An 18,420-nucleotide genomic window follows, 5' to 3' on the forward strand; every position below is an offset into this window, starting at 1 on the left:
TTAGAGATAAATCATAAAAGGAGGGTCGAATGGGTAAGCAACTGTCACCAGATGCGTTACTTTTTTCGGCCCTTTTTAATGAGCGTGGTGTGCTTGCATCCCTCGTAGTAACACAGGTTGTGGCTATTATATTAGCTTTTGCTCCTAATGCTGGCGATGACATATGGCTGCATTTGGGGGCGATCAGTTTGTTTCTCCATGTAACTGTGCTGGTCAGTACCTCTTTTTTATATCTTTGTCGTCGATTACTCGCAAAACAGACTCAGTTTATTCAGATCAGTTTTTTTATTGCTTCATATAGTCTCAGTACTGCTGTATTTAGTCTGGTGTTTTCTCATATTGCTTTTGATATTGAAAACGAAAAACAACTGACGTTTTTTGTGCTGCGTAATTGCATTATTGTATTTTTGCTTACCTTACTGTTTGTACAATTTTTGCTTATTCATTTTGAAAAAGAGCAGCAAACCAAAGCACTTTCTCGTGCAGAACTTGATGCTTTGCAGGCACGGATCCGACCCCACTTTTTATATAATAGCTTGAATACGGCGGCAGAATTAACGCATCATGACGTTGAGGCTGCAGAGCATGCAATTTTAGCACTAGCAGCGCTGTCTCAAGCTGCAATGCGTTCAGGTCAAAGTGTATTACTCAGTGATGAAATAACATTAACTAAACAGTATATTGCGCTTGAATCATGGCGCTTTGCAGAGCGCTTAAAGGTTGAGTGGTTATTACCAGAACATCTCCCTGCGCTCTATATTCCATATCTAACATTACAACCTTTGGTAGAGAACGCAGTATGTCATGGCATTGAGCCAAGCCAAAGTGGTGCTACTATAAGTATTGAACTGCATGTGACAACACATTATTTAACCTTAATTGTAACTAATCCTGTACCTACTGAAACTGAAAATACTAGAGAGCATAACGGTATGGCTCTTGATAATATTCGTTCTCGTTTAAGTATTTATTATAAAGGTCGGGCGCAACTGACAATAACCAACAAAGATAATCAATTTAGAGTCAAAGTAGTCATCCCAAAACAAGCAGAGAATACGTTATGAATGTATTGATTGTAGATGATGAACCCTTAGCAAGGGCACGATTGAAGCGTTTACTCGCTGAGAACCATACATCCATTCATGTGCAAGGAGAGGCTAGTAATGGCAACGACGCTTTAACACAAATGAAAAAGCAGCAGCCTGATTTAGTGTTTTTAGATATTGATATGCCAGGCTTAAATGGCATCGAAGTGGCCAATCAACTCAATGATCTAGCGGTACCTCCGGCGATTATTTTTATAACCGCTCATCCTGAGCATGCACTTGATGCGATGCAGTTAAATGCAGCCGGATATTTGGTAAAACCTATATCAGAAAAAAGTTTGCAACATGCATTACAACAGCTAGGACGTTTAAACAGAGTACACCTGCAACAACAACAAACAGAAAAAATAACCTATCAATTAGCAGGCACCGTAAGAAGTATAAAAATAGAAAATGTTTTTTATTTTTATGCACAGGAAAAGTATACCAAAGTTGTGTTCGATGGTGGGGAGGCTCTAATTGAAGACAGTTTAAAGCAACTTGAAATGCAATATCCTCGTCACATATTGCGAATTCATCGAAATACCTTAGTGAATAAAAATAAAATTTTGGCACTCCATACACTTAAAAACCATCAACATGTTATTGAACTCAAAGGGTGTTCACCTTTTTTAGCTGTTAGTCGTCGAGCGCTCAAAAGCGTAAAAAGCGTACTTTAGCACACCGACCTATTAACCGCTTATCAACATAATTAACCGTTGGTCGTGGTCCTAGTTGAATCTATTTTTTTATTGCATACACTTAGTATCAGATAATTATTATTTGGTTTTACTATGTCTTTGAGCACGTTTAAATTGCAAAAAGGTTTTACCCTTATTGAGGTCCTGATTGCGTTTATTATTCTTAGCTTTGGTTTATTAGGGGCCGTTGCCTTACAAGCTAAAGCTAAGCAAGCTAGTTTTGACTCAATGCAACGTGCCGCTGCTGTTGCGCTTGGTAATGATATTATTCAACGAATACGGGCTAATGACACACCGCAACTAGCTACATTATACGACCTTGAGTTTACCAGCGAGACAAGTATTAATTCCTCTACAACCTGTTTTACAAGTTCATGCAGTAATGCACAAATTGCGAGTTTAGATATAGAGCAGTGGAAGCGTGCTATTCGTGCCCGCGAAAATACGGGATCACTTGATGGTGCCACCGTATGTATTAATCCAGAGTCGGTAGCAGGCTCTGGCGGTAAGGCGTTTAATATTGAGGTCATTGTTTCTTGGCAGGGTCGTCAAGAATTTAAGGCGAGTGAAGCAACAGGCAAAATTAGCTGTGGTGTAGCAGATAAAAGGCGCCGTTTAGTTGTACTTACTAGCTACATTTACGTTAGGAGCTAAGATGAAGCAAGCTGGTTTTACACTCATTGAAATGATGATCTCTTTATTTATAGGGGGATTAATTTTGGGTGGCGTAATGTTTACCTATATTGGTATGAAAGTGACGACCCGCGATACGATGACAATAGGTGAGCTGCAAGAGTCTGGTCGATTAGCCATTAATATTATGCAACGCGATATAGAACAAGTAGGCTTTTGGGGAACATTTTATGATGATTCGTTTACTGCAATAAATACATCATCATTAACAAATCCTACAGGTGATTGCTTCGAAGGTCTCAACAATGGCAGCTTTCCTGATTTAACCAGCAGCAGTAATTTTAAAACCCTTTATGCAAAAACAGCGGCAAGTTCAAGTGAACTTAATTGTGTTAATAACCCTTTAGCGGGTACTGATATTTTACAGGTTAAGTTTTTACAAGGTCACCAACTAGAAGTTGATGCCGCAGGTGTTAATGAAACGCAAAGTGATGAGAATTACTTTATTGCTGAGCAAGAAAATGCACGCTTTGTTCGAGGTGTTATCGACCCTGATAGTTTAAATGTTAATGCCAGTGTTTGGCCTTACAGCCATCATAGTTATTATATTGCTGAGCAAACTTATACAGTCAATAATAAAAGTATTACTGTACCCGCACTCATGCGAAAACGTTTAGTAGCTGGTTCTATGAATACAGAAACTATAATGGAAGGCGTGGAGAATATGCGTTTTGTGTTTGGTTTAGATACCACCACCGACAGTCGCGTGGATACCTATAAAAGCATTAATAACATGACAGCCACAGACTGGGAAAACCGCAAAGGTATTTTAACGGTACAAGTTTTTTTATTGATTAGAGCACTGCAACCTGATCCAGGTATTACACTCAAAAACCAAACCTATGTATTAGGGGAAGATGCTAATAAACGCACCCTTACTTTTTCAGATAACTTTAGACGTACTGTATTCACAACAACTATCCGTTTAAATAACGTGGGAGCAAATTTATGGCGTATTTAATCCCGATGAAAAATAAACAGCAAGGTGTGGTGCTTATCACTGCACTAATAATGGTCATAGCCGTTACAGGTATTGCAGTGACGTTAATGAGTAGCAGTAGTATAGATATTAAAATTACTAATTCAGCACAAGAGCGAGAAGTTGCCGAAAATGAACTTATCGGCGAAGTGCAGCGCATGATTGCCGATGAAGCGAGCAATGGTGCAACAAATCAATTTTTTTTAACGCCAGAGGAAGTAACTACCATGGCGTCTGGCAATGAAAAAGGCATGGTTATAGCCGAACATAATGATATGCAAAGTAGAATGATTAACTTAAATAAAGGCGTGCTTGATTTAGAATGTCCTCGTCGTTTTAGTTTTACAGCTGGGATCTCATGCAACATGGTACAAGTTTCAACAACTATTGAGTATGGCTCTAAAAGTAAGCACCAACTAACAATTGTGACAGGCGTAGCCCAAGAGATGGCTAGCCTAAGCAAGGGGATTTAAAATGAAACTGATACTAAATAAAGCACTCATTTCTTTAATAGGAATAATGCTTAGCATGTCAGCAGGCGCTGAAGATATAGAGCTGTATGTTAATCATAATGTACAAACCAATGAAAAGCCTCGCGTAATCATGATTTTTGATACATCGGGAAGTATGGCATGGGATGTAAATGATGGTGATGCCTGTTATAAAAGAAGCGGTAATAGTTATTACGAGGTTGATTGCTTTGAAAGTAAAGACAGTTATAAACGAAATGAGCAATGTTATAAAAGAACTAGTTACTACAATTATGAACCCACATGTAGTGATAGCCGCTTAAGAGTTGCGCAAAATGCTATCACCCAATTAGTGAACGATAACGATGATATTGAATTTGGTTTAATGCGCTTTAATGGTAGTAATGGTGGGTATGTTTTAGCCAGAGTAGGGGCTGAAAAGTCATTTTTACTAAATAAAGTAGAAGAGTTACCTGCAAGTGGTTCAACTCCATTAACAGAAACACTCTGGGAAGCCTACCTGTATATCACGGGACAAAACGTATATTACGGGGGAAATACTAATGAACGAGATTTTACAGCAGAGTCATCAGGGATATATAAATCACCCTTTGCGCCTGTTACTGGCGAGCCACTTAGGTGTGATAACAGTATTAATATTATTTTAATGACAGACGGCGATCCAACCAACGATTCAAATAGAAATAATGATATATACAACCTTCATAATAGTTATTTCTCTGGTAATCCGCCTGCTGTTAGTAACAGCTATTTGGCGGCGCTAGCAAAAATTATTCACGGTACAGATGATGTAAAAGTTGACTTGTATAGCAAAACTAAGAATGTACTTGACATAGGACGTGTATTTCCTATCGGTTTTGGTACGGGTATGAGTGACTCAGGTAAAAACTTACTTACTGAGACTGCAGATTACGGTGGTGGGCAATACTTACATGCGAATACAGCTGCGCAACTATCTGATGCACTTAAAAATACGATTTCTCGTATTCGTGAAGTAAATGACAGTTTTTCATCGCCGTCAGTGGCGAGTAACAATGTAGATCAAACTCGAAGTCGTGATGCTATTTATTTTGCTATGTTTTATCCAGAAACCGGGGCGCGCTGGCGTGGTAACCTGAAAAAGTTAAAGGTATCGGGCAGCCAAATAGTCGATGCAACCAACAAACAAGCCCTTAATAGTGACGGTTTAATTTCAAAAGAGGCAAAAACATTTTGGTTACCTGCGGGCCAACCCGCTGATGGTAACGCGGTTGCGCAGGGGGGGGTAAACCATTATTTAAGCACCATAGATCCACTTGCTCGTAATTTATTTACGGAGAATCAAGGCTCGATTATTAGTTTTGATACTTCGGCTGTTAGTGACATTCTCAGTGGCATTGTTAATAACCCGCTGACCTTATCCACTCAAGATGTTAATTGGGCAAGAGGAGTAGATGTTGATGATGAGGACAAAGATGGCTCATCACAAGACCAACGCGCTGATATATTTGGTGATCCTTTGCATTCAAAACCAATTGCAATTGATTATGGTAATGATGATATTCGCATCCTCATAGGGACAAATGCTGGCTTCTTACATATGTTTAAAGATGCCGGTGAGACTGTAAGTGAAAGTTGGGCATTTATACCTTCAGCACTGTTTGACATTATTAAACCACTTAGAAATAAACAAGCAGATAGTAAAGTATATGGTATGGATGGCCCTATCAGTGTCTACTTTAGTAATAAAAGCTTAAATAGTGAAGGTTTGAATGACGGTATTATAGATGCTAGCAAAGGAGACGAGGTATGGGCTTTTGCTGGAATGCGCCGTGGTGGTAAAAACTACTATGGTTTAGATATTACAAATCCTAATCAGCCAAAACGTCTTTGGAGCAAACCAATTGAAGGGGGTAAAGGCGACTTTACTGAATTGGCACAAACGTGGTCAAAGCCACAAATAGCTTATATTAAAGCTTTTGGTAATAAGCCTTTGCTTGTGTTTGGCGCGGGTTACGATACAAATAAAGATGCGGCAATAAGAGCAGAGGACTCAAAAGGGCGTGGTATTTATATTGTTGAGGCAAAAACAGGCAGCTTAGTTTGGGCGTTAACCCCAGACAGTAATGGCTTTAAAGGTAAACACAGCATTGCTGCTGATTTAACTACGCTTGATTCAGATTATGATGGCTATATTGACAGAATATATGCTTCAGATACCGGTGGTAATATTTGGCGAATTGATATGCCTGGAGAAGATAGCAGTGAGTTTAGCCATTTCAAACTTGCAGAGCTAGGTAGTAATCAAGATACTCAAGATAGACGCTTCTTTTATAAGCCATTGGTTGCGCGTACTTTGTTTAGTAAAGTAACAGAGACCACGGTTAATGGTAATAAAGTGATTACTCGTTTAGATACTCCTTATGATGCAGTTGTTATTGGCAGCGGTAACCGTTCAAAACCAACGAATACAAACGAGCAAGATCAATTGTTTATGATCCGTGATGAGAATACTCTGACGCGTTCATTTAAAACTAATGCTCCTGCGCCAATTGTGCCTGCAGATTTAATGGTGATGAATAGTGACCCCTTTGGTAATACTTTAGATGACTTAGATGGTTTCACCCTTGTTGAAGCTGAACTGGCGAAAAAGAAAGGGTGGCGTTATGAGCTAGCGAAAGGTGAAAAGTCATTAGCTGCAGCTACCGTTGTTGGTGGGGTTGCTTATTTTACCTCTTTCACGCCAGCATCTGATGAAGTTGTAGAGAATCAATGTTCTTTAAGTGGCGGTGGCGGCGCACTTTATGCTTTTCATTTGCATTACGGTACTAAAGTGTATGAACAACTAAAATTTGCAACCAGTTATGATGTGCCAGATACACCACAGCTTTATTTTGGTGCGACTAATTCCTGTGCTGATTCTAACAATGATGGAAAATGTGATGATAATCCAGAGGAAGATGTTATCGAAGAGAGCCAGTTTTTTCTAATTGGTCCTGGGATCAAAGGGGAACAAGCTGAAAATCCACTTAAGCCAATAGAAATTACAGGACCTGGCTTAAAAGTGGTAGATGGTAAAATTAAGCTAGTGAATGATAAACAACCCATTGGCTTTGGTTTTAAAACGCAGCAAACATATATTTATAAGCGTGAAGAAAACGATGAGATCAACAATTAAGGGCTGTATATGAATAAGACACAACAAGGATTTACATTAATTGAGTTAATGATCACCGTTGCGATTGTTGGCATCATTGCCGCCATTGCAGTGCCTAATTACAGTGAATATATAAAAAGGGCATCACGCGCAGAAGCCGCTTCTGCGCTTTTAGATGCGGCAAACAAGCAAGAGCAATACTTTGTGGATAACCGAGCATATTCAACTTCGTTTAGCGACTTAGGTATTCAAAGTAAAACTGAAAACGGTCATTTTGAGCTAACAATTAATGTGGTTAATAGCAATGAATTTACAATCACTGCTAAACCCATTGCTGGTGCTGTGAAAGGGGATGCTGATTGCACGTCATTAACCATTAATGACGTTGGCTTAAAAGGAGCAACGGGTAGTAAAGGCAATACCGACATCAACTATTGCTGGGGTAGATAACATTAGTTATTTTTGGCATTTGTTAGTAGATTTTATTCGTATTCGCCCAGTTTGACTTATTGACAGAGCAAGCCCCTCAAGGCTTGCTTTTTCGTTATTTGGGCAATAGATAAAAGTACCGTTTTGAAAGCCGTTTAAAGAGCCATCGGGTCTAAAAGTGATGGCATCCCGAGGATACTCTAAGCTATCAGAGGGATGGATATGTTCAAAGGTACTAATAAGGCGCTCGTCATCATCTAAAGAGGTTGACTTGTCGTTATCAATAAAAAGTGACACCTGATTGTCCCAATCATCTTCTAAACACTCATTATTTTTCAAGGCACATAGAGTGACGTAGCTATTATTTTCTATTGCATAAAGACGTGCATAATTAATGTTTCTGTGTAATAGATTAATCTGGTTATCTGCGCGATTGAGCGCCAAGAAATCAGGAAAAAACCATAATGAGAGTTGGCTTAGTATCGCTATAACTGAAATGGTTACTAGTAATTCTAATAATGTAACGCCACCATTTTTGTGAGCACTTATAATTAACTTCATCCCTGAAGCCTTTCATTGAACAGTCCATTATATTAGTTTAGTAAACAATCAAAAAAACGACAAAGTATGAAATGGCTTTTAACCACAGCTCTCTGTGGTATCCCCTAAATAAAAAGCGGTGCCTGATTGCGTTAATGTTAACGCTTTTTGGTTTTTGTTGTCGCCGTTAGGACAAAATATGAAGTTCCCAGGATTTGTAGTTATACGTCCGCTGGTATTAAATCGTATACGGGTATCTGTAAATGAAACGCGATCATTAGGACTAATTTCCTCCATGACTCTGATCAAGCTATCTGTTTCATTATTATATTGGCCATTATTATTAGCATCTATAAAGGTAATAATTATTTGATCAACATCCCATTTACTTGAGCAAGTTAGGGTTTTATCATCACTTTTTACTTTTGTACCTGGAGCAGCGCACACAATTACGATCTCATCGGTACTAGCCGCTTGTGAGCGTGCAAAGCTAATATTACGTTTAAGTTCTAATAAAAAATTTTCACCTCGGTTTTCTTCCAGCATATCGCTACTGTTCCACAACGCAATAGTGGCTATAATGCCAACAATGGCCACGGTGACCATTAACTCTAATAGGGTAAATCCACGGTGCTTAGTTTTCATATAAATCTCATTAACTCGGTGATGTTTTAGTATAGTTATTTTTATTAAAATAATCATACCATGATTATTTTTCACCGGTGCTATTCAATCTCTTTGTTTGCTATGAACCTCATGATTGTCTAAAATCGAGGCAACTGAAGCTTTCAAAAGTAATTACTATGAAAAAAATAGAAGCAATCATTAAACCGTTTAAGCTCGATGATGTGCGTGAAGCATTATCTGATGTAGGCATTACGGGTATGACAGTAAGTGAAGTAAAAGGGTTTGGGCGTCAAAAAGGCCACACAGAGCTATACCGTGGTGCTGAGTACATGGTTGACTTTTTACCTAAAGTAAAACTAGATATTGTGCTCGGTGATGAAGACGTAGAACGTGCTATTGATGTTATTGTTAAAACAGCACAAACTGGCAAAATCGGTGATGGTAAAATATTTGTCACTGACGTAGAACGTGTGGTTCGAATTCGTACTGCAGAAGAGGATGAAGAGGCTATATAGTCGAGTAAACCTCGTAAAAAAGGCGCTAATTTTATAACTAGCGCCTTTTTCGTGTTATTTATTTCTGCTATTAAATTTACGCGTTTGCTCTGCATGCTGACTTAGTTCAGTCAAGCCAAGCTTCTCGTAACTTTTTTCCATCATGGCGAGTGCCGCATCAAGATAACTACTTTGTGAGTAGTGCTCTACCACATATTTACCGCGATTTGCGGCTGCTAAATAGGCTTCACGTTCGTAATAGTAAGTTGCCACTTTTAACTCATAACGTGCCATGCGGTTTAATAACCAAACTAAACGACGTTTTGCTTCTGGCGCATAATCACTTTCTGGAAAACGTTTAACCAAAGTTGATAAGTCGGTATAAGCAACACGGGTGCGTTTAGCATCTCTGTCAGCTCTGTCTACACCAAAGTATTCTTGGAAAGCATTTTTATCCGCCTTAATATTAACCAAGCCACGCATGTAGTACATGTAATCTAAATCTTTGTGGTTTGGGTTTAAGCGAATAAAACGGTCGATTGTAGCAAGCGCTTGCTCTGTATTACCTGATTGGTAATGTGCATACACTAAATCCATTTGGACTTGTTTTGAAAACGGACCAAACGGGTAGCGAGAATCAATTGCCGTTAATAATTCAATTGCACGAGCGTATAAACCAGAATCAAGCGTTTGTTTTGCATCTTCGTATAGTGCTTGTGCCGATCTGTTGGGTACGCGTTGAATATCTTCTTGGTCAGGTGCAGACGAGCAGGCCCCTAAACTAAGCACTGAAACTGAAAAAACAATGGCGAATGCACGTTTCCCTATTTTATTTATCATTTTATTTGTTACCTTCGATGTCTTCGGCTAGGCCAAGTGGGTAAAACCGAGTAAACTATGCGTATTATGTTATGCTTTTATTAAAAGCGATTCTAACCCAGTCAAGCAAAGCTTGCACTGGTAAATTGGGTAAAGTTACTAATGTCAGAGCAAATATCTCTCCAAGCCGAGGTCCCAACAGACTTAGGTGGTAAACGTCTAGACCAAGTATTAGCACAATTGTTCCCTGATTATTCACGATCACGGATAAAAACGTGGATTTTAGATGATAAAATCACCGTTGATGGTGAAATTTTCAACACCCCGCGTGAAAAACTACTCGGTGGTGAAGTTGTAGCTGTTGAAACAACAATAGAAGCACCTCGTGAATACGAAGCACAAGATATCAAATTAAACATCGTTTATGAAGACGATGATATTTTAGTGATCAACAAACCAATGGGATTAGTGGTTCATCCTGGCGCAGGTAACCCTGATGGTACGGTGTTAAATGCTTTATTACACTACTATCCGGAAATTATTAACGTACCACGAGCGGGTATTGTGCATCGTTTAGACAAAGACACAACAGGTTTAATGGTTGTTGCTAAAACGATTCAGGCACAAACACATTTAGTTAAAGCACTGCAAAAGCGCGAAAACTTTACACGTGAATATGAAGCGTTATGTAATGGCACTATGACAGCCGGTGGTATGGTTGAAAAACCAATTGGTCGTCATGCTACGCAGCGTACGCATATGGCAGTACATGAAATGGGTAAACCAGCTATTACGCATTACCGTGTTGCCGAAAAATTCCGCGCCCATACACGTTTGCGTTTACGTCTTGAAACAGGGCGTACACACCAAATTCGTGTGCATATGGCATACTTAAACCACCCATTAATTGGCGATCAATCTTATGGCGGTCGTCCTCGTCCACCAAAAGGGGCAACGCCTGAGTTATTTGAGTTACTGCGTAGCTTTAAACGCCAAGCGCTTCATGCCGTTAAATTAAGTATTGCGCATCCAATCACCGGTGAAATGATGACCTGGCAAGCGCCTATCCCTGATGATATGGTCCAAATGACTCAAGCATTGCGCGAAGACACAAAAGCAAACCCTGATATAGCGAGTTAACAATGTTTGGCTTATCAGCTACATGGCAATCTCTTCATGGTGTAGATACATTGAGTACTACACGTGAAGGGGGCGTATCTCAGCCTCCATTCGATAGTTTGAATTTAGGGTTGCATGTAGGTGATAACAGCCAAGATGTATTAAATAACAGAGCACGTGTAAATGCTCATTTGCCTAAACCGGCAATTTGGTTAAATCAGGTTCATAGCGCTGATGTAATTACAGTGGATGAGCGATTTGACCCCAATCAAATACTCACAGGCGATGCGTTATATACGCAATTACGCAATCAACCTTTAGCCATAATGACTGCTGATTGTTTACCTATTTTACTCTCATCGAGTGACGGGCAAGAAGTGGCCGCAATTCATGCCGGTTGGCGAGGGTTAGAGCAAGGGGTGATAAACAATACGCTGGCATGTTTTAAAAATACCTCGGCAAATATACATGCTTGGTTAGGTCCTGCAATAGGGGCTAATCAATTTCAAGTAGGCCAAGAGGTAGTCGAGTTATTTACAGCAAATAACCCCCTAATGCACAGCGCGTTCAAAGCTCAAAATAATGAAAAGTATTTAGCTGATATCTATCTAATAGCAACTATTTTACTTAATCAACAGGGCGTTATAAACATTAGCGGGGGGGAATATTGCACTGTAACTCAAGCTAACTTGTTTTTTTCTTATCGGCGCGATGGCCAAACCGGTCGTATGGCAAGTTTGATCTGGCGCAAGTAAATAATCATTAGGTGATTATTTTTCCCACAATACCTTGAACAAACCCGCTAACATACCCATCTATTAAGTAATTCGTTTTTTTATAGGTAAACCCCCATGCGTTTAGATAGATTTACAAGTAAATTTCAGTCTGCGCTTTCAGATGCGCAATCATTAGCGCTAGGTCGCGATCATCAATTTATTGAACCTGTGCATCTAATGTACGCTTTGTTAAAACAAAGCGGCTCAAGTGTACGTGCACTATTTGCACAAATGAGCATCAGCGTTGATGAACTCAACACTAAATTATCACAAGAGATAGAAAAGTTATTTAAAGTGGAAGGTGTTGGTGGCGATGTACAGTTGTCAAATAACATGGTGTCACTGATAAACCTATGTGATAAATACGCCCAAAAGCGTAAAGATAAATACATTTCAAGTGAGTTGTTTGTATTAGTTGCGTGTGAAGATAAAGGTCCGCTTGGCAGTGTTTTTAAAGCACTTAACATTACTGCGAGTAAGGTTGAAACGGCAATTGAGGCGATTCGTGGTGGCCAAAAAGTTGACGATCCTAATGCGGAAGAAACACGCCAAGCACTTGAAAAGTACACCATCGATTTAACTGAGCGTGCAGAGCAAGGTAAGCTTGACCCTGTAATCGGTCGTGATGATGAAATTCGCCGCACTATTCAAGTATTACAACGCCGTACCAAAAATAACCCTGTGTTAATTGGTGAGCCAGGGGTGGGTAAAACAGCCATAGCTGAAGGGCTTGCACAGCGTATTATTAATGGTGAAGTGCCTGAGGGCTTAAAAAACAAGCGCGTATTATCACTTGATTTAGGCGCATTAGTTGCTGGTGCAAAATACCGAGGTGAATTTGAAGAGCGTTTAAAATCAGTACTTAATGAGTTGGCTAAAGAAGAAGGCCAAGTTATTTTATTTATTGATGAAATTCATACCATTGTTGGAGCGGGTAAAAGTGATGGCGCTATGGATGCGGGTAACATGTTAAAACCTGCCTTAGCACGCGGTGAACTCCATTGCGTAGGCGCAACCACTTTAGATGAATACCGTAAGTACATTGAAAAAGATGCTGCGCTTGAGCGCCGTTTCCAAAAGGTATTAATAGAAGAGCCCTCAGTAGAAGACACCATTGCTATTCTGCGTGGCTTGAAAGAGCGTTACGAATTACACCATTCAGTGGAGATCACCGACCCCGCAATCGTTGCCGCAGCGCAGTTATCGCATCGTTATATTAGTGATCGCCAATTACCCGATAAAGCAATCGATTTAATTGACGAAGCGGGCTCTTCTATTCGCTTGCAAATTGATTCAAAGCCAGAAGCTTTAGATAAATTAGAGCGTCGCATTATCCAATTAAAAATTGAAGATAACGCATTGGCCAAAGAGAAAGATGAAGCAAGTCAAAAGCGCCGTACAGAAATGGTCGAGCTGATCACTGAGCTTGAAGGGCAATACCGTGAACTAGATGAAGTATGGAATGCAGAAAAAGCGTCTTTACAAGGCACGCAGGTTATTAAAGCTGAGCTAGAGCAGGCGCGACTTGATTTAGAAGTGGCTCGCAGAGCAAGTGACTTGCAGCGTATGTCTGAACTGCAATATGGACGTATACCTGAGCTTGAGCGCAAACTCGATTTAGCATCACAAGCAGAAATGCAAGAAATGAGCTTGCTTAAAAATCAGGTAGGCGAAGATGAAATTGCAGAAATTTTATCACGTTGGACCGGGATCCCAGTGGCGCGTATGCTCCAAGGTGAACGTGAAAAACTATTACAAATGGAAGAGCAGTTACATAACAAAGTCATTGGTCAAGATGAGGCCGTCGTTGCGGTGGCTAATGCCATTCGTCGTTCGCGTGCTGGGCTTGCTGATCCCAATCGTCCAATTGGCTCGTTCTTATTTTTAGGGCCTACAGGGGTTGGTAAAACAGAACTTACCAAGGCACTAGCAGGCTATATGTTTGATACCGAAAGTGCCATGGTGCGTATAGATATGTCTGAGTTTATGGAAAAACACTCAGTCGCACGTCTAGTCGGTGCGCCTCCAGGGTACGTAGGTTACGAAGAAGGTGGTTATTTAACCGAAGCTGTTCGTCGTAAACCCTATTCGGTTATTTTGCTTGATGAAATAGAAAAAGCGCATCCAGATGTGTTTAATATTTTATTACAAGTCCTTGATGACGGGCGTTTAACGGATGGCCAAGGGCGTACGGTTGATTTTAAAAATACGGTTATCATTATGACCTCCAACTTGGGCTCAGATATCATTCAAGAGCAAGCGGGAAGTAATGACTATGACGAGCTTAAAGCAAAAGTCATGGGTGTTTTACATAATGAATTTAGACCCGAGTTCATTAACCGTATTGATGAAACTGTGGTATTTCACTCACTTTCACATAGTCATATTAAAGAAATTGCAGATATTCAGTTAAGCAAATTACGTCAACGATTAACAGAGATGGGGTATTTACTTGAGTTGACAGATGCTGCTCTTGAGCGAATTGCTGCCAGTGGCTTTGATCCTGTCTATGGCGCTCGTCCGCTTAAACGGGCAATACAGCAAACCATTGAAAATCCATTAGCACAAAAACTGCTTAATAATGACTTTCAACCAGGTTGTATCATTGTCATTGATGCTAACGAAGACGGCTTAGTGTTTACGAGTCGATAATCTGAGCACAGCAAAAAGCCGCTGTTTACAGCGGCTTTTTTGTTTCTATTTTAGGGCGTTTGTTAAACTTTAAAAGTCAGTAATAAGTCATTCACTTTTCTTGAGCCTTCAACTAGTTCAGCCGCACCGCGTGCTACGCTAAAACTCAATTGTAAATTCTCATCCCCTAAGCCTTTAATCTTTTCAACATTACTACCAATGTCTTTACTTACAACCTGCTGCTGTTCTGCTGCGGCTGAAATATCCGTGGCGAGCTGTGAAATTTCACTAATTTGAATAAAAATACTATCAAGCTCTTGTTGTGTTTGTCCTGTTGTATTAACACAGTCATCGGCTTGTTGTTTTGTGCTCTGCATGATTTTAGACCAGCTAAACAAGGTATCTTGAATTTCTTTAATTGAGCTATGAATTTGTGCTGTGGCGTTTTGAGTTCGTGACGACAGCGCTCTTACTTCATCGGCAACGACGGCAAAACCACGCCCATGCTCACCGGCGCGTGCAGCTTCAATAGCCGCATTGAGTGCCAATAAGTTAGTTTGTTCAGCAATCCCTTCTATTTCACTCATGACTTGGCCAATTTTATCGGCTTCAGAGGCAAGCCCCGTTGCTGTGGCGGCCGCTTGCTCAACTTGTACAGCTAAGTCAGACACCATTTTACTGTTATCTGCAATATGATTTTTGATATCAGAGCAGCTTTGATAAGTAATGCCTACTTTATCAGCCGTGTTATTGGTATTGTTAGAGATTTCACCAATCGTGGTACTCATTTGTGACATCGCTGAAGCAATTTGTTCTAGCTGAGTGCCTTGAGAAGAAATACCTTGCTCGGTCAACGTCGATTGTTGATCTAACCCTTGGGCAATCGAATTAAAACTCAAGGTTGAATCTTTTACCCGCCCTAGTACCGTTCTTAATTTAGCACTGAGCATCTGCTCTCTATACTCACTAATACTATGTGGGTGCGAGCCACTAAACACATAACGAGATACAGAGTCTGCTTGGCTTTTTTGTTGTTTGAGGGTTGCAGGTGTTATTACCAGCTCATCATAATTTAAAACTAAAATAACAATACATACTAATAAGTTAATCGCGGCAAGCGAAAGAGGGCCCCACATTGCGACACTGGCTAACCAAATTATAATCCCTAATGCTCAAACCTTGTCTTAATGATGTCCGTTCGCGCCAGCTGAATAATGATTTATTAGCGTTAATTTTGGCATAGAGCTTTTGCGCTCTGCGTTTTGCGCGTTGCTCTAATTTTATTCGTACAGACTGATAACCAATAAGTTGGCCATGCTCAAAAATAGGCGTTACAAATGCATCAACCCAATAATAGCGGCCGTCCTTACATAAGTTTTTTACCGCGCCACGCCACGAATGGCCTTGTTTTAAAGTGTCCCACATTTCTTTAAATGCAGCTTTTGGCATATCAGGGTGGCGAACGATATTGTGATTTTTATTTATCAGTTCATCCATCTCGTAGCCTGCGATACTACAAAACTCATGATTGGCATAAGTAATAACACCGCGTAAGTCAGTGGTTGAAACCAACTCTTGGTGTTCTTCGAAGTTAACTTCTTCATCTATTAAGCTTTGATTACGACGCATAGTGACTCTTTATCATTCTTTATTATGGCGGCTATTGTAATTACTAAAACTAATGTACGTTAGTGATATGTGTAAAATAGCAGGAATAAGACATTTTTTTTGATATTTATATGATCTTTATCAATATTAAGCGTAATTGAATTTTTCAGTTATGACAAACTTTTAGGGTTTAACTCTATCTTATCAAAGTGTTTTAAAACGCCATGTCGTCAGCGGGGGGTTATGGCAAATAATATGTAAAAGAAATTGTATATTCGTAGTGGCAATGGCAAGATTATCTTTTATAGCGTGAAACAAAGCGTGTTTAAAATCCAGTAAAAACTATATCTAATAAATTCATATAGTTTTTTCATCGTTTAATCTTGAGTAAAGGTAAAAAGACCCCATAACCTTATGATTAAGCCACTTGGCTCGAGGAAACTTTTTTTTGACAACTTATAATTTAAAGAACACGCTCAACGCGCTATCTAATGCAAATAATCAACAGGCTATTAAAGGCATTATGCGCGGTATTGAGAGAGAATCATTAAGAATTAACCACGATGGTTCTATTTCTAAACAGGCTCATCCTCAAGGTGTGGGCTGTGCGCTCACCAATGGGCATATTACCACTGATTTTTCTGAGTCTTTACTTGAGTTCATTACACCGGTTAGCGAGTCATCAACGCAAACTTTGCAGCAGCTAAAAGATTTACAAAAGTTCACCCTAGAACATATGGGCGATGAATTGTTGTGGCCAATTAGTATGCCGTGCTTTATAAATCATCAAGACGATATTGTATTGGCACAATTTGGCGACTCTAATGTCGGTAAAATGAAAACCCTATATCGCGAAGGCTTGAAGAATCGTTACGGCAGTATGATGCAAGCGATTGCTGGCGTGCATTTCAATATTTCTTTTCCACAAACGCTATGGCAGTCACTGCACTCATTAAAGCAAAGTGACGCGAAACTTGAAGATTTTATATCGGATAGTTACTTGGCGTTAATTCGTAATTTTAAACGCGAACTGTGGTTAATTAGCTACATGTTTGGCGCATCACCGGCATTATGTAGCTCTTTTTTACAAGGGCGTAAAAGCGACTTACCGTTTAAAAAACTCGGTAAAGGCACTTTATATTTGGAAGTGGGTACCGCATTACGGTTAGGTAACTTAGGCTATACCAATAGCGCACAATCGTCATTACGAGTAATGTATAACTCATTAGATGAATATGTTGCAGGACTTAAAAAAGCCATAAATACGCCTTCAGATATTTACGGCAGTATTGACGATTACACCAGTTCGACGCCAAAGCAATTAAATAAAAACATTTTGCAAATAGAGAACGAGTTTTACTCGCCAATTCGTCCTAAACGTAATGCAAAAAATGGTGAAACGCCCACCGATGCATTGCTAAGAGCGGGTATAGAATATATTGAAATTCGTGCATTGGATGTTAACCCGTTTAGTGAAGTTGGGATTGACTTAGAGCAAATACACTTTTTAGATGTGTTTTTAACTTATTGTTTATTAAAAGATTCAGCGCCTATGGATTGGCAAGAGCAAACTCGTAGCACTGAAAATCTTGATACGGTGGTTAACCAAGGTCGAGAACAAGGCTTGATGCTTAATTTTAATAATGAGCAGCGCAGCCTAGAATCTTGGGGTGATGAAATATTTAGTCAGCTGAGTGATGTTGCTCAGTGGATGGATACTGCTTACGATGTTGACTACTACTCAAACACTATTAAGCGCATGGCGACTTGGATTCATGATCCGGCATTAACGTATTCTGGTCGTTATGTTGAGCAGTTAAAAGCGTCAGGGTTAGATAATGGCCACTTTGCACTGTCACTTGCTCAGAAGTACAAACAAAGCCATGAAACAGCAAGTTATACTGAATTTTCAAAATCGTGGCTAGAGCAACAAGCTGCAGAGTCGTACCAAGCCCAAAAGGCAATTGAACAAGCTGATAAACAATCATTTACCGCATTTTTAGATACGTATTTCAGGGTCTGTTGACCTTTGCGGATTACAATTTGTTCAAACTAGGAGCGGTTTAATCGCGGCGCGAGGTTTGTAACCTAGTGGGCTAAGTAAAAACCGAGCAACAAAGAGTAAATCGCTTCTAGGCAGAACCCGAAGGGCAGCACCTGTTTGGCATTGATGCTGCGTTATCGCCTATTTATGGGGAATAACCACACCACATAGGCTTTGCCTTGCCTAAATACCAAACAAACTGCTGCAAATGCAACCTTGAAAGGTCAACAGACCCAAGTAAGTAGCAG

15 protein-coding genes and 1 pseudogene are annotated in these 18,420 nt (G+C 39.8%); 12 read left to right on the top strand and 4 right to left on the bottom strand.

What is annotated here, in order from left to right:
- Positions 1 to 29 precede the first annotated feature (29 nt).
- The 7 genes from PTET_RS05050 (at position 30) to PTET_RS05080 (ending at position 7,535) form a co-directional block, all read left to right on the top strand.
- A complete protein-coding gene (locus tag PTET_RS05050) occupies positions 30 to 1,064 on the top strand; it encodes a sensor histidine kinase (RefSeq protein ID WP_013464474.1) in 1,035 nt (344 codons plus the stop codon).
- Complete coding sequence (locus PTET_RS05055; RefSeq protein WP_013464475.1) at positions 1,061 to 1,765, top strand: LytR/AlgR family response regulator transcription factor; 705 nt, start codon at positions 1,061 to 1,063, stop codon at positions 1,763 to 1,765. The genes PTET_RS05050 and PTET_RS05055 overlap by 4 nt, the downstream gene beginning before the upstream one ends.
- A gap of 114 nt (positions 1,766 to 1,879) precedes the next feature.
- On the top strand, positions 1,880 to 2,440 hold the full coding sequence (pilV, locus tag PTET_RS05060; protein WP_013464476.1) for a type IV pilus modification protein PilV: 561 nt from the start codon (positions 1,880 to 1,882) through the stop codon (positions 2,438 to 2,440).
- A gap of 1 nt (position 2,441) precedes the next feature.
- The gene (locus PTET_RS05065; RefSeq protein ID WP_013464477.1) at positions 2,442 to 3,440 is read left to right on the top strand and encodes a PilW family protein; all 999 of its coding nucleotides are present in this window, start codon (positions 2,442 to 2,444) and stop codon (positions 3,438 to 3,440) included.
- A complete protein-coding gene (locus tag PTET_RS05070; RefSeq protein WP_016899436.1) occupies positions 3,428 to 3,931 on the top strand; it encodes a hypothetical protein in 504 nt (167 codons plus the stop codon). Before PTET_RS05065 ends, PTET_RS05070 begins: the two co-directional genes overlap by 13 nt.
- Position 3,932: 1 nt before the next feature.
- Complete coding sequence (locus tag PTET_RS05075; RefSeq protein ID WP_013464479.1) at positions 3,933 to 7,106, top strand: pilus assembly protein; 3,174 nt, start codon at positions 3,933 to 3,935, stop codon at positions 7,104 to 7,106.
- A gap of 9 nt (positions 7,107 to 7,115) precedes the next feature.
- Positions 7,116 to 7,535, top strand: a complete 420-nt coding sequence (locus PTET_RS05080; protein ID WP_013464480.1) for a type IV pilin protein — start codon at positions 7,116 to 7,118, stop codon at positions 7,533 to 7,535.
- Positions 7,536 to 7,541: 6 nt separating this feature from the next.
- Here PTET_RS05080 and PTET_RS05085 read toward each other — a convergent pair whose 3' ends face one another.
- Both PTET_RS05085 and PTET_RS05090 read right to left on the bottom strand, forming a co-directional pair.
- Complete coding sequence (locus PTET_RS05085; protein WP_013464481.1) at positions 7,542 to 8,075, bottom strand: GspH/FimT family pseudopilin; 534 nt, start codon at positions 8,073 to 8,075, stop codon at positions 7,542 to 7,544.
- Between the two features lie 78 nt (positions 8,076 to 8,153).
- Positions 8,154 to 8,699: a GspH/FimT family pseudopilin gene (locus PTET_RS05090; RefSeq protein ID WP_013464482.1), complete on the bottom strand. Its 546-nt coding sequence runs from the start codon at positions 8,697 to 8,699 to the stop codon at positions 8,154 to 8,156.
- Positions 8,700 to 8,857: 158 nt separating this feature from the next.
- Between PTET_RS05090 and PTET_RS05095 the strand changes: the two genes are divergently transcribed.
- Complete coding sequence (locus PTET_RS05095; protein ID WP_013464483.1) at positions 8,858 to 9,196, top strand: P-II family nitrogen regulator; 339 nt, start codon at positions 8,858 to 8,860, stop codon at positions 9,194 to 9,196.
- A gap of 54 nt (positions 9,197 to 9,250) precedes the next feature.
- Here PTET_RS05095 and PTET_RS05100 read toward each other — a convergent pair whose 3' ends face one another.
- Complete coding sequence (locus PTET_RS05100; RefSeq protein ID WP_013464484.1) at positions 9,251 to 10,015, bottom strand: outer membrane protein assembly factor BamD; 765 nt, start codon at positions 10,013 to 10,015, stop codon at positions 9,251 to 9,253.
- A gap of 141 nt (positions 10,016 to 10,156) precedes the next feature.
- On the opposite strand from PTET_RS05100, the gene rluD reads away from it, so the two are divergent.
- From rluD to clpB, 3 genes are all read left to right on the top strand, one after another.
- Positions 10,157 to 11,134, top strand: coding sequence for a 23S rRNA pseudouridine(1911/1915/1917) synthase RluD (gene rluD / locus PTET_RS05105; protein WP_013464485.1), 978 nt, complete (start codon positions 10,157 to 10,159; stop codon positions 11,132 to 11,134).
- 2 nt (positions 11,135 to 11,136) lie between these two features.
- Positions 11,137 to 11,868 carry a peptidoglycan editing factor PgeF gene (pgeF, locus tag PTET_RS05110; protein ID WP_013464486.1) on the top strand — a complete coding sequence of 244 codons (732 nt, stop codon included), beginning with the start codon at positions 11,137 to 11,139 and terminating at the stop codon, positions 11,866 to 11,868.
- A 96-nt stretch (positions 11,869 to 11,964) separates the two neighbouring features.
- Positions 11,965 to 14,541 (top strand): ATP-dependent chaperone ClpB, encoded by a 2,577-nt coding sequence (gene clpB / locus PTET_RS05115; protein WP_024602825.1) that lies wholly within the window; start codon positions 11,965 to 11,967, stop codon positions 14,539 to 14,541.
- Positions 14,542 to 14,603: 62 nt separating this feature from the next.
- Here the strand turns inward: clpB and PTET_RS19270 are convergent.
- Positions 14,604 to 16,149, bottom strand: a pseudogene (locus PTET_RS19270) (methyl-accepting chemotaxis protein).
- 427 nt (positions 16,150 to 16,576) lie between these two features.
- Here PTET_RS19270 and gshA point away from each other — a divergent pair.
- Positions 16,577 to 18,154 (top strand): glutamate--cysteine ligase, encoded by a 1,578-nt coding sequence (gshA, locus tag PTET_RS05125; RefSeq protein WP_096038299.1) that lies wholly within the window; start codon positions 16,577 to 16,579, stop codon positions 18,152 to 18,154.
- Positions 18,155 to 18,420 lie beyond the last annotated feature (266 nt).

Origin of the sequence: Pseudoalteromonas tetraodonis (assembly GCF_002310835.1) — a bacterium.
Lineage (GTDB): Bacteria > Pseudomonadota > Gammaproteobacteria > Enterobacterales > Alteromonadaceae > Pseudoalteromonas > Pseudoalteromonas tetraodonis.

Excerpts from the sequence above, each read along its gene's own strand:
- clpB (WP_024602825.1), top strand. The coding sequence starts at position 11,965 with ATGCGTTTAGATAGATTTACAAGTAAATTTCAGTCTGCGCTTTCAGAT.
- PTET_RS05100 (WP_013464484.1), bottom strand. The coding sequence starts at position 10,015 with ATGATAAATAAAATAGGGAAACGTGCATTCGCCATTGTTTTTTCAGTT.
- PTET_RS05065 (WP_013464477.1), top strand. The coding sequence starts at position 2,442 with ATGAAGCAAGCTGGTTTTACACTCATTGAAATGATGATCTCTTTATTT.
- PTET_RS05055 (WP_013464475.1), top strand. The coding sequence starts at position 1,061 with ATGAATGTATTGATTGTAGATGATGAACCCTTAGCAAGGGCACGATTG.
- PTET_RS05050 (WP_013464474.1), top strand. The coding sequence starts at position 30 with ATGGGTAAGCAACTGTCACCAGATGCGTTACTTTTTTCGGCCCTTTTT.
- rluD (WP_013464485.1), top strand. The coding sequence starts at position 10,157 with ATGTCAGAGCAAATATCTCTCCAAGCCGAGGTCCCAACAGACTTAGGT.
- PTET_RS05075 (WP_013464479.1), top strand. The coding sequence starts at position 3,933 with ATGAAACTGATACTAAATAAAGCACTCATTTCTTTAATAGGAATAATG.
- pgeF (WP_013464486.1), top strand. The coding sequence starts at position 11,137 with ATGTTTGGCTTATCAGCTACATGGCAATCTCTTCATGGTGTAGATACA.
- PTET_RS05090 (WP_013464482.1), bottom strand. The coding sequence starts at position 8,699 with ATGAAAACTAAGCACCGTGGATTTACCCTATTAGAGTTAATGGTCACC.
- PTET_RS05070 (WP_016899436.1), top strand. The coding sequence starts at position 3,428 with ATGGCGTATTTAATCCCGATGAAAAATAAACAGCAAGGTGTGGTGCTT.
- PTET_RS05080 (WP_013464480.1), top strand. The coding sequence starts at position 7,116 with ATGAATAAGACACAACAAGGATTTACATTAATTGAGTTAATGATCACC.
- pilV (WP_013464476.1), top strand. The coding sequence starts at position 1,880 with ATGTCTTTGAGCACGTTTAAATTGCAAAAAGGTTTTACCCTTATTGAG.
- PTET_RS05085 (WP_013464481.1), bottom strand. The coding sequence starts at position 8,075 with ATGAAGTTAATTATAAGTGCTCACAAAAATGGTGGCGTTACATTATTA.
- PTET_RS05095 (WP_013464483.1), top strand. The coding sequence starts at position 8,858 with ATGAAAAAAATAGAAGCAATCATTAAACCGTTTAAGCTCGATGATGTG.